The organism is Hymenobacter sp. 5317J-9 (assembly GCF_022921075.1).
GTDB lineage: Bacteria > Bacteroidota > Bacteroidia > Cytophagales > Hymenobacteraceae > Hymenobacter.
In genome coordinates, this window is record NZ_CP095050.1 from 1,920,635 (window position 1) to 1,932,179 (window position 11,545).

Annotated in this window: 8 protein-coding genes; 5 read left to right on the forward strand and 3 right to left on the reverse strand. The window is 65.0% G+C overall.

The features are described from left to right. Window positions 1-47 precede the first annotated feature (47 nt). Window positions 48-1,457 (reverse strand): FAD/NAD(P)-binding protein, encoded by a 1,410-nt coding sequence (locus tag MUN81_RS07925; protein WP_245116625.1) that lies wholly within the window; start codon window positions 1,455-1,457, stop codon window positions 48-50. 76 nt (window positions 1,458-1,533) lie between these two features. Beyond that, entirely contained in the window at window positions 1,534-2,502 is a 969-nt protein-coding gene (gene rfaD, locus MUN81_RS07930; protein WP_245116627.1) for an ADP-glyceromanno-heptose 6-epimerase, read from the reverse strand. A gap of 67 nt (window positions 2,503-2,569) precedes the next feature. Between rfaD and MUN81_RS07935 the strand changes: the two genes are divergently transcribed. The 5 genes from MUN81_RS07935 (at window position 2,570) to MUN81_RS07955 (ending at window position 10,161) form a co-directional block, all read left to right on the forward strand. Beyond that, a complete protein-coding gene (locus tag MUN81_RS07935; protein WP_245116629.1) occupies window positions 2,570-3,481 on the forward strand; it encodes a helical backbone metal receptor in 912 nt (303 codons plus the stop codon). A gap of 29 nt (window positions 3,482-3,510) precedes the next feature. Next, on the forward strand, window positions 3,511-4,482 hold the full coding sequence (locus MUN81_RS07940) for an iron ABC transporter permease (RefSeq protein ID WP_245117371.1): 972 nt from the start codon (window positions 3,511-3,513) through the stop codon (window positions 4,480-4,482). A gap of 84 nt (window positions 4,483-4,566) precedes the next feature. Further along, complete coding sequence (locus MUN81_RS07945) at window positions 4,567-4,983, forward strand: 6-carboxytetrahydropterin synthase (protein ID WP_245116631.1); 417 nt, start codon at window positions 4,567-4,569, stop codon at window positions 4,981-4,983. A gap of 125 nt (window positions 4,984-5,108) precedes the next feature. Further along, window positions 5,109-6,221 (forward strand): lipid-A-disaccharide synthase, encoded by a 1,113-nt coding sequence (lpxB, locus tag MUN81_RS07950; protein ID WP_245116633.1) that lies wholly within the window; start codon window positions 5,109-5,111, stop codon window positions 6,219-6,221. A gap of 202 nt (window positions 6,222-6,423) precedes the next feature. Beyond that, entirely contained in the window at window positions 6,424-10,161 is a 3,738-nt protein-coding gene (locus MUN81_RS07955; protein WP_245116634.1) for a reprolysin-like metallopeptidase, read from the forward strand. 68 nt (window positions 10,162-10,229) lie between these two features. Here MUN81_RS07955 and clpX read toward each other — a convergent pair whose 3' ends face one another. Beyond that, window positions 10,230-11,453 carry an ATP-dependent Clp protease ATP-binding subunit ClpX gene (gene clpX, locus MUN81_RS07960; protein WP_245116636.1) on the reverse strand — a complete coding sequence of 408 codons (1,224 nt, stop codon included), beginning with the start codon at window positions 11,451-11,453 and terminating at the stop codon, window positions 10,230-10,232. Window positions 11,454-11,545: the final 92 nt, after the last annotated feature.

The window sequence follows — 11,545 nt, forward strand, 5'->3', positions numbered from 1 at the left end:
TATGTGACTAATGGCAAAAAAGCCGCTTTCGTCAGGAAGCGGCTTTTTTATGCCTGCTCGTTTCGGCCTTGCTGCACGCGCCGCGCCAGCTCGGCGGCCAACTCAGCGGCCTGTTGCCGGATTTCGGGCACGGCCGTCGATTCAAAATAGGCCGGGCGGCGGCTGGGGCCCAGCGTGAAGAGGGTGCCGGACACCACGCCGTCGGGCCCGCGCAGGGCACCGTGCGCGTCGGTGAGCATGCCCAGGCCCAGCGGGTCGGCGGCGAGCTGGCCGGCATCGCGCAGGCTCATCACCAGCGGGTCGGCGATGCGGCCGTAGTCGAGCAGGGGGCCGGCGCAGCACACCACGTGCCGGGCCGTGAGCCAGGAGCCGGCCGCGCCGTGGGGCCGCACGCGCACTTTCAGGAGGTCATCGGCGGGAAGTATTTCGCGCACCGTGCCCACTTGCAGGCGCACCAGCCCAGCCGCAGTGAGGTCGGCCAGCGCCTGAGCGTTTTGGGGTGGGCTGCGGTGCCGCGTCACGGCCCACAGTCCCGCTAAGTGGCGCAGAAAGCGGCGCTGTTCCACCAGCGGCCACGCACCCCAGATGCGCCCCAAATCCGGCCGCAGCGAATCGAGCACCGGCCGCCAGTCAATGCCCTGCGCCGCCGCGGCCCGCAAGTGTTGCTTAAACACGCGCAGCGCGCCCGCCACGGTGGTTTCCGGGGCCAGTTCATCGTAAAATCCGGGATACGGGGGCGCCACGGGGCCGTGGGCGCTGGGCCAGCGGCCGTGCCGGGCCACCACGGTCACGGGGGCGCGGTGGCCGTCCTGGTGCAGGGCCAGTAGCACATCCACGGCTGTCAGCCCCGAGCCAATGAGTAGCACGTCGTCGTCGGGGTCGATGCGGCGCAGGTTGCCCACGGCCCACGGGTCGGCGTGGTAGCCGGGGTGGTGCAGGTAGCGGTGGTCGGGTCCGGCGGGCGGGGGCGGCGGAAAGTTGCCCAGGGCCAGCACCACGTAGTCGCTCTCGATTTCGGTGCCGTTGGCCAGCAGCACCGTGCGGCGGTGGCGGCCCAATAGCGGCGCCGCAAGGGCCCGGGTGTTGTGCCACAGCACGCGCGGTGCGGTGGCCGTGGGTGCCAGGGCCGCGCTCAATTCCTGGTGCAGGTAGCGGCCGAAAGCGGCGCGGGGCGCGAAGTCCGGCACGCCCGCGGCGCTTTCGGGCTGGGTGTTCAGCCAGTCGGCAAAATGGGTGGGAGCATCGGGATAGAGGCTCAGCGCGCCGGGACGCACATTCAGCAGGTACTCGGGCCGGCGGGCGCTATAGGCCAAGCCGGGACCGGGAATCTCGCGGGGCTCAATCAGGTGAATCTCGGCCTGCTGCAAGCCGGGCTGCTGCCGCAGCTGCAGCGCCAGCGCCGTGCCCGCAAAGCCGCCGCCCACGATGGTCATGACGGGACGAGAGGAGTGGGGCACGGGCGGGAATGGATGAAGGAGAAGAATAATGGAAGAACGTCATGCTGAGCGCAGCCGAAGCATGACGTTCTTCTGCTTACATATACCGGCCCGGCACCAGGTAGTTCTGCACGTAGTCCTGAATGCCGTCTTCCAGTCGGGTAAACGGCTGGTCGTAGCCGATGCTTTTGAGCTTGCTCATGTCGGCCTCGGTGAAGTACTGGTACTTGTCGCGAATGTCCTCGGGCGTGTCTTTGAACTGGATATCGGCCGTGCGGCCCAGCGCCTGGAAGGTGTTGAGGGCCAGGTCGAGAAAGGTGCGGGCCTGGCCGCTGCCCAGGTTGTAGATGCCCGAATGCTTGCGGTTATTCAACAGGAAAAAGCATACTTCCACCACGTCCTTCACGTACACGAAGTCGCGCATCTGGCCGCCGTCGGTGTAGTCGGGGTGGTGCGACTTAAAGAGCATCATCGAGCCCGTTTGCTGAATCTGGTGGAAGGCGTGGAATATCACCGAGGCCATGCGGCCCTTGTGAAATTCGTTGGGCCCGTACACGTTGAAGAACTTCAGGCCGGCCCAGAAGTAGGGCTTTTCGGATTGGGCCAGGGCCCAATTGTCGAAGTCGTTTTTGGAGTCGCCGTAGGGGTTGAGCGGGCGGTAGAGCGGAAACAGCGCCTCGTCGGTGTCGGTGTAGCCCAGGGTGCCGTCGCCGTAGGTGGCGGCCGAAGAGGCGTACACCAGCGGCAGGTTGTACTTCACGCAGGCCTGCCACATCTGCTTGGAGTAGTTCAGGTTGAGCACGTCGAACACGGCCGGGTCCATCTCGGTGGTGTCGGTGCGGGCGCCGAGGTGGAAGATGAACTCCACCTGCTCGTGGTGGGCGTCGAGCCATTCGAAGAAGGTTTCGCGGTCCACGTACTCGCGCAGCTTCTTGCCCTGGATGTTGGGCAGCTTCTTTTCAACCGAGAAATTATCCACCGCCACCACGTCGTTGAAATTGGCGGCGTTAAGGCGGGCGACTAGGCAGCTGGCAATAAAGCCGGCCGCGCCGGTAACTACTATCATAAGGTTCGGGCTTGGGAACGGGGCAAAGGTAAACCGATGCGCCGGGTAGCGCCGCTACCTTTGCCGCATGCGCTTCCTGCTATTGCTTTTACCGCTGGCCTGGCTGGCGAGTTGCCAGTCTGAGTCGAAACCCGCCGGACCCGTCGCGGTTCGCGACGGCCTGGGCCGCGCCCTCACGCTGCCCGCGCACCCGCGGCGCGTGCTGGCCCTGGCCCCCAGCATGACCGAAATGCTCTACGCCGTGGCCGATACCGCCACTGTCGTGGCCCGCTGCCCGCAGGACAATTACCCCGCCGCCGTGCTGCAAAAGCCCGTCGTCAACAACTACCCACTGGACCTGGAGCGCCTCGTCACGCTCCGGCCCGAGGTAGTGTTCACCGTCGAAGGCATCACCTCGGTGGATGACGCCAAGCGACTGCAGGAGCTGGGCATTCCGGTTTACTACATGCGTTTTCGCAAGGTCGAAGACGTGTTCAAAGGCTTGGAAGAACTGGGCCGCCTGCTGGGCCGCCCGGCGCAGGGCCACCGCGTGGCCGACTCGCTGCGGCAGGAATTGAAAAGGGTAGTGGCGGTAACGCCTGGTTCTACTTCCCGACCCAAAGTGCTGGCCATTACGTGGCAGGACCCCATCTACTGCTATGGCCAAAACACCTTGTTCACCGACGAAATCCGCTTGGCCGGGGGGCAAAACGCCGTGACGGAAACCTTCCCGCAGCCCTATCCGGCCCTCACCCGCGAGTACATTCTCAAGCTCAACCCCGATGTGCTGCTCGGCGGCCGCTTCTGGCAGTTGGATAGCACCTTTTTCGGGCGCTACCCGGAACTGCGCCGCATGGAGGCCTACCGCACCCGCCGCGTGTTCCCCATCACCGGCAACCTGATGGAGCGCCCGGGGCCGCGCGTCGTGCAGTCGGTGCGGGAGCTGCAAACGCTGCTCCAGACGCCGCCGGCGCTTTCGTCCATCCAAGGCCCCCGCTGATGCCTGCTCGTCGCCCGGTTTTGTGGTTGATGGGAGGTTTGCTCCTCGTACTGGCGCTGGTAGTGCTGGGCCTGCGCGTGGGCAGCTACGCCACGTCCTACGAGTTCATCCTGAACACTTTTCGCCACTACGACCCCACCGACCCTGCCCAGCTCGTGCTAGTGCAGTTGCGGCTGCCGCGGCTGCTGCTGGCCCTGCTGGCCGGCGCCAGCCTGGCCGTGAGCGGCTACCTGCTCCAAACCCTCGTCACCAACCCCCTGGCCGACCCTTACCTGTTGGGCACGGCGTCCGGGGCCTCGCTAGGGGCCATTGCCAGCTACGTGCTGGTGCCTTCGCTCACGCTGGCGGGCGTGTATATGCCGCCGGTAGCGGCGCTGGCGGGCGCGCTGGGGGCCACGCTGCTGGTGGTGGCGCTGGGCACGCGGCGGGGGCGCATTTTGCCGGCGCCGCTGCTGCTGGCGGGCGTGGCGGTAGGGGCGCTGGCGGCCGCGCTGGGCAGCCTGCTCACGTTCATGGCCTCGCCCGAGGGCAGCCTGCGCAGCGTGGTGTTCTGGGCATTTGGCAGCTTCGAGCGGGCCGGCTGGAGCGTGCTGCCCTATCCGACGGTGGCGCTGGGCATCAGCCTGTTCGTGCTGGCTTTTTTGCAGAAAGACCTGAACCTGCTGCTGCTGGGGGAGGAGCGGGCGGCCGCGCTGGGCCTGCCGGTGGCGCAGCGGCGCTGGCTGCTGGTGGGGCTGGCGGCCGGCCTCACGGGGGGCGTGGTGGCGCTGTGCGGGCCGGTGGGCTTTGTGGGGCTGCTGGTGCCGCACCTCACGCGGGGCCTGCTGGGCGCCACGGGGCGCTACAACCTGCTGTTTTGCGCGGTGCTGGGCGGGGGCTTTCTGCTGGCCTGCGACCTGCTGGCGCGGCTGCTCTACCCGCCGGCCGGGTTGCCCGTGGGGCTGGTCACGGCCCTGTTCGGGGTACCCTTCTTCGTATATTTGCTGCGGAAAACTACTTAGTTGTCAGTTGTTAGTTGTCAGTTGTTGGGCGCGAAAAGGCTCCCGTTAAGACTAGCAACCGGCAACTAACAACTGACAATTAGAATGATATACATCAGCCGCCAGGAACATTTCAACGCCGCCCACAAGCTGCACAACCCCAAGTGGAGCGACGAGCGCAACCGCGAAGTGTTCGGCCCCTGCGCCAATACCAACTGGCACGGCCACAACTACGACCTCATCGTGACGGTGAAGGGCGACCCCGACCCCGAAACCGGCTTCGTGGTCGATTTGAAGGCCCTGTCCGACCTGCTGCGCACGCACATCACCGACCAGGTCGACCACAAAAACCTCAACCTCGACGTGCCTTTCATGGCCGGCCAGATGGCCAGCACCGAAAACCTGGCCATCGCCTTCTGGCAAATCATCGAGCGCGAGCTGCCCGCCATCACCCAGGCGCGCCTGCACTGCATTAAACTCTACGAAACGCCGCGCAACTTCGTGGAGTATTACGGCGGCTAGAGGTCAGTGAACAGTTATCGGTTGACAGTTAGCAGTTGTCGGGAGTCGCTTGGCTTCGGGCAGAAAATAACAAGAACGATAACGGCAAGATGCTCACTGACAATTACTAACTGACAACTGTTTTAATGAAATACTACCTAATAGCCGGCGAACGTTCGGGCGATTTTCACGCCGCCCACCTCATGCGCGAGCTGCGCCTACAAGATGCGGAAGCGAAATTCCGCTTTTGGGGCGGCGACATGATGGAAGCCGAAGGCGGTGAGTTGGTGCGCCACTACAAAGAGCTGGCCATCATGGGGTTTCTGGAGGCCGCCACCAGCATCCTCAAGTTTCGCGGCTACCTCAAGCAGTGCCAGCAGGACATTCTGGCCTTTAAGCCCGACGTGCTGATTCTGGTCGATTACGCCGGCTTCAACCTGCGCATGGCCAAGTTTGCCAAGGAGCAAGGCATCAAGGTGTTCTACTACATCTCGCCCAAAATCTGGGCCTGGAACCAAGGCCGCGTCGAGAAGGTGAAGGCCTACGTGGACAAGATGTTTGCCATCCTGCCCTTCGAGCGGGAGTTCTACGCCAAGTTCGGCTACGAAATCGACTACACCGGCAACCCCACCGCCGACGCCGTGGCCGAATTCCAGCCCTCCACCGATTTCTACGAGCGCAACCGCCTCGACCGGGAGCGGCCCATCATTGCGGTGCTGCCAGGCTCGCGCAAGCAGGAAATTGAGGAGATGCTGCACGAGATGATTGCCATCCTGCCGGGCTTTCAGGAGTACCAGTTTGTGGTGGCCGGCGTCACCAACCTCGACCCTAACTACTACAAGCACTTCCACCGCAACGGCATCCGCTTCGTGTTCGACCAAACCTTCGACCTGCTGGCCCACGCCAAAGCGGCGCTGGTCACGAGCGGCACGGCCACCCTGGAAACCGCGCTGTTTGGTGTGCCCCAAATTGTGTGCTACCGCACCAGCCTGCTGAGCTACACCATCGGCAAGATGGTGATTAAGGTGCCCTACATTTCGCTGGTCAACCTCATTGCCGGGCGCGAAGTGGTGAAGGAGCTGATTCAGGGCGACTTCACGGCCCGCAACCTGCTCGACGAGCTGCGCACCCTGCTCACCGATGCCGACTACCAAGCCCGCATCCGGGCTGGCTACGCCGACATACGGGAGAAGCTGGGCCAGCAGCAGGCCGCCCGCAAAACGGCCGAGCTGATGGTGAAATACCTCAAAGCCGCCTAGCGCCGCGGCCCGTCAGGGCTGCCGTTTGAGCGGGTCAATCAGACGCCGCGCCCCGGAGCTTGCTTCGAGGCGCGGCGTTTTTTGTGGGCGAAAGCTGCGGCCCGAAAAGCGGCCGACGCAAAGCCGTGATTAGTCGATTATGGCCCTGCTACCATCCTTCGCGGGTTATATTTGCTGTCTCCACCCAATTAGTTGATTTAGAATGATGCGACGTTACCAGCCCCGGCCGGCCACCCCGCAGTCATCCGCTCGTTCGTCGGCCCGCCAGGGCGTGGCGCGCGTGGGCCGGCTGCTGCTCGCACTGTTGGGCTTATCGGCGGCCGCCCAGGCCCAGCAGCTCGACTCGCCGTTTTTCCGGGCCGATGCCGAAGCCAAGGCGGCCGCAGCCGCTTCGCCGCTGTCGGCGGCCTTATTTCATGCCCAGCCGCTGACGCTGGACGTGGCCGGTCTGCGCGCCGCCCTGGCCACCGCCCCCCCGGAAGCCCAGGCCGGCGCCGCGCCGCTGGTGCTGGCGTTGCCCTTGCCCAACGGCAGCCTGGGCCGCTTTGCCCTGCGCAACGCCCCCGTGATGGCGCCCGCCCTGGCCGCGCGCTTCCCCGACATTACCACTTACGCCGGCGTGGGCCTCGACGACCCGGCCGCTACCGTGCGCCTCGACCTGACGCCCGCCGGCTTCCACGCCCAGGTGCTCACCGGCAACGGCAACAGCTTCTACATCGACCCCGTGAGCCGGACCGATGCCCGGCACTACCTCGGTTTTTATAAAAAGGACATGAACCGCGCCGCGGCCGGCTCGGCGCTGGTGTGCGCCTTCGACCCCAAAAAGGACGGCACCAAGGCCAAAGCGGCCCGTGCGGTGCCCTCCATAGCCCAGCGCACGGCCAGTGTGCTGTCGAGCGGCCCGCAACTGCGCACCTACCGCCTGGCCCTGGCCTGCACCCCGGAGTATGCCGCGACCAAAGGCAACACCATGGCCGGCGTGATGGCCGGCGAAGTGACTACCGTGAACCGCGTGGTGGGCGTGTACGAGAAAGAGCTGGCCGTGCGCATGGTGCTCATTGCCAATAATAACCAGCTGATTTTTCTGACTGGCGGCACCGCGCCGCCCGTGCCCTACACCAACAACAACGGTGACCTGATGCTGGACCAGAACAAGACCAACATCAACACCATCATCGGGGTGAACAACTACGACATTGGCCACGTGGTGAGCACCGGCGGCGGCGGCGTGGCCTACTTGGGCGTGGTGTGCGACAACGCCGACAAGGCGCGCGGCGTGACCGGCTCGATTAGCCCCGTGGGCGATGCCTTCGACATCGACTACGTGGCCCACGAGATGGGCCACCAGTTTGGCGGCAACCACACCTTCAACAACGACAACGCGGGCAGCTGCGACGGCAACCGCAACGCCAGCACGGCCTACGAGCCGGGCTCGGGCTCGACCATCATGGCCTACGCGGGCATTTGCGGCCCCTCGAACAACCTGCAGCCGAACTCGGACGCCATCTTCCACACGGCCAACTACCAAGAAATGCGTGCCTTCATCGACGGCACCACCTGCAGCGTGAACGCGGCCACCGGCAACACCGCGCCCGTGGTGACGACCGTGCCCGCCAGCGGCAAAGTGCTGCCCATTGGCACGCCCTTTAAACTCACGGCCGGCGCCACCGATGCCGAGAATGACGCCCTGACCTACATGTGGGAGGAACTGGACCTGGGCCCGTCGGGCTCGCCCAACGCCGCCCAGGTGCCCGGCCAGACCATTCCGCTGTTCCGTTCCTTCACGCCCAGCACGGCCCCCACGCGCTACTTCCCGCGCCTGCCCAGCCTGCTGAATAACACCACGGTGCTCGGCGAGCGCCTGCCCACCGTGACGCGCCCCCTCAACTTCCGCGTGACGGTGCGCGACCAGCACAGCGGCCCGGTGGGCGTCATCGGTGGCGTGAACTATAGCAGCACCGTGAGCCTGAGCAGCAGCGCCGCGGCCGGTCCCTTCGTGGTGCAATACCCCAACACGGCCGTGACCTGGACCGGCGGCGCCGCCCAAACCGTGACCTGGGACGTGGCCGGTACCAACCTGGCCCCGGTGAGTTGCGCCACGGTCAACATTCGCATCAGCCTCGACGGCGGCCTGACCTACCCCACCGTGCTGGCCCAGAACGTGCCCAACAACGGCTCGGCCGTGGTGGTGGCGCCCAGCCCGACTACGACGCAGTCGCAGGCCCGCCTCATGGTGGAAGCGGCCGACAACTACTTCTTCGACATCTCGGATGCGAATTTCACCATCTCGCCGCCGGCGGTGGGGCCCACCATCACCAGCTTCACGCCCACGGGCGGTTTGGCGGGCACGGTGGTCACGGTGCTTGGGTCTAACTTCACGGGCGCCACGGCCGTGGCCTTCAACGGCACGTCGGCAGCCAGCTTCACGGTAGTGTCGGCCACGCAGCTCACGGCCACGGTGGCCGCCGGTACCACCACGGGCACCATCACCGTGACGGCACCCACGGGCACGGGCACGTCGGCCACGCCGTTTGTGGTGGGCGCGCCGCCCACCATCACCAGCTTCACGCCTGCTTCGGGCACCATTGGCACGCCGGTGGTCATCACGGGTACTAACTTCACGGGTGCCACGCAGGTGCGCTTCAACACCGCCGCGGCCGTGGCGTTCACCGTGAATTCGGCTACTCAGATTACGGCTACGGTGCCCACGGGCGCTACTACGGGCCCCATCGCCGTGACCACGCCGGTGAGCACCGCCGTGTCGGCCAACCCGTTCACGGTCATTCTGCCGCCCACCATCACGTCGTTCTCGCCGCCGGCAGGACAGCCGGGCACGGTGGTGGTGGTCACGGGCACCGGCTTCACGGGTACTACTCAGGTCACGTTCAACGGCACCGTGGCGCCGGTATTTACCGTGAACTCGGCCACCCAGATTACGGTGACGGTGCCCACGGGTGCCACCACCGGCCCCGTGGCCGTGACGGCCACGGGCGGCACGGCCACGTCTTCGTTCAACTTCAACGTGCAGCCTGTCAACGACGCCTGCGCCAACGCCATTGCCATCAGCTGCGGCCAGACCGTGACGGGCACCACCGTGAACGCCAGCGACGCGGGCGACCCCACCGGTACCTGCGTCGCGGACATTGACGCGGGCGGGGTGTTCTACACCATTGTTGGCACGGGCACCAACATCACCGTTTCGACCTGCAACGCCGGCACCGACTTCGATACCAAGCTGTTCGTGTACTCGGGAGCCTGCGGCGCCTACGTATGCGAAGGCGGCAACGACGACGGCCCTAGCTGCAACCTCAACGGGGGCGTGTCGTCGGAAGTGACCTTTACGGCGTTGGCCGGCACCACGTACCGCATTTTCGTAACCGGCTTCAACGGCGACGAAGGCACGTTTGTGCTGCGCGCCACCTGCGCTTCGCCCCCGCCCACCATCGCGCAGCTCTCACCGGCCAGCGGCCCGGTGGGTACCACCGTCACCATCACCGGCACCGATTTCACGGGCGCCACGGCGGTGCGTTTCAACGGTTTGCGGGCTACTTACACGGTGAACAGCGCCACCAGCATCACGGCCACGGTGCCCACCGGCGCCACCACGGGCGACGTGTTTGTGGCCACGCCCAACGGCGCGAGCAACGGCAGCCTCTTCACCGTAACCGCCATTTCGGCCACGGCCAACGCCGCCAAGAGCGAGTTCAGCGTATGGCCCAACCCCATTGCGGCCAAAGGCACCCTGCACCTCACGCTGGCTTTGCCCGCCAAGTCGGCCAGCCTGGCGCTGCGCAACGTGTTGGGCCAGCTGGTGAGCACCCGCACCTTCAGCGGCAGCACCGCCGAACTGTCGACGGCCGGCCTGGCCGCCGGCACCTACCTGCTCACCGTGCAAACTGAGGGCCGCGCGCCCAGCGTGCAGCGCGTGGTGGTGGAGTAGGAGAGGCAGTTAAAAGTAAAAAGGCCCGTCTGGTAATCCAGACGGGCCTTTTTACTTTTAACCGAAACCTACGCCGCGCGCATGTGGCGCAGCGTCGACTTCTCGAACTTGCTGCGGCAGTAGCTCAGGTTGATTTGCAGCTTGTCGGCGCCTTCTTCGGAGGGCATCTCGAACATGGCGTCGGTCATGATGCTCTCGCAGATGGAGCGCAGGCCGCGCGCGCCGAGGCGGTACTCGTCGGCCTTCTCCACGATGTATTCGAGGGCGTCTTCGGTGAAGCTGAGCTCGATGTTCTCCATGCCGAAGAGGCGCTTGTACTGGCGCACGAGCGAGTTCTTGGGCTCGGTCAGAATCATGCGCAGCGTGCTGCGGTCCAGGGGGTTGAGGTGGGTAAGCACGGGCAGGCGGCCGATGAGCTCGGGGATGAGGCCGAAGCTCTTGATGTCCTGGGCCGATACGTAGCGCAAGAAGTTCTCGGTGTCGACCTGCTCTTCGAGGTTGGTTTTGGCGAAGCCGAGCGGCTTGGTGTTCAGGCGGCTCTTGATGATGCGGTCGAGGCCCGAGAAGGCGCCGCCGCAGATGAAGAGGATGTTCTCGGTGTTCACCGAAATCATCTTTTGCTCGGGGTGCTTGCGGCCGCCCTGCGGGGGCACGTTGATGTTGGTGCCTTCGAGGAGCTTGAGCAGGGCCTGCTGCACGCCTTCGCCGCTCACGTCGCGCGTGATGCTGGGGTTGTCGCTCTTGCGGGCAATTTTGTCGATTTCGTCGATGTACACGATGCCGCGTTCGGCCGCTTCCAGGTTGTAATCAGCGGCTTGCAGCAGGCGGGTGAGGATGCTTTCCACGTCTTCGCCCACGTAGCCGGCCTCCGTCAGCACGGTGGCGTCGGCGATGCAGAAGGGCACTTGCAGAATCTTGGCCAGCATGCGGGCCAGGAAGGTTTTGCCGGTGCCGGTTTCGCCCACCATGATGATGTTCGACTTCTCAATCTGCACCTCGTCCTCGGAGGGCTTCTGCATCAGGCGTTTGTAGTGGTTGTACACGGCCACGCTCATCACGCGCTTGGCTTCGTCCTGGCCCACCACGTACTGGTCGAGGTGGTCCTTGATGGCCTTGGGCTTGATGAGGTTGAACTTGGGCTGCTTGCTGGCATCCTGGGCCTTGGCCTCTTCGTCGAGAATGTGCTGGGCCTGGCCCACGCATTTCTCGCAGATGTGGGCGTTGATGCCCGAAATCATGACGGCGACTTCGCGCTTGCTCTTATTGCAAAAGGAACAGGATATTTCGGCCACGGAAAGAGGTATAGAGAGGAGTGGAGGGCAAGTTTTTGGACAAGCGGGCTCAAAGGTACGACATGCCCAACGCCTTCGATGAGAAAAATGGT

What these genes read in the sequence shown, in the direction of transcription:
- rfaD (WP_245116627.1), bottom strand. Translation starts at nt 2,502, where the DNA reads ATGATAGTAGTTACCGGCGCGGCCGGCTTTATTGCCAGCTGCCTAGTC.
- lpxB (WP_245116633.1), top strand. Translation starts at nt 5,109, where the DNA reads ATGAAATACTACCTAATAGCCGGCGAACGTTCGGGCGATTTTCACGCC.
- MUN81_RS07945 (WP_245116631.1), top strand. Translation starts at nt 4,567, where the DNA reads ATGATATACATCAGCCGCCAGGAACATTTCAACGCCGCCCACAAGCTG.
- MUN81_RS07955 (WP_245116634.1), top strand. Translation starts at nt 6,424, where the DNA reads ATGATGCGACGTTACCAGCCCCGGCCGGCCACCCCGCAGTCATCCGCT.
- MUN81_RS07935 (WP_245116629.1), top strand. Translation starts at nt 2,570, where the DNA reads ATGCGCTTCCTGCTATTGCTTTTACCGCTGGCCTGGCTGGCGAGTTGC.
- MUN81_RS07940 (WP_245117371.1), top strand. Translation starts at nt 3,511, where the DNA reads ATGGGAGGTTTGCTCCTCGTACTGGCGCTGGTAGTGCTGGGCCTGCGC.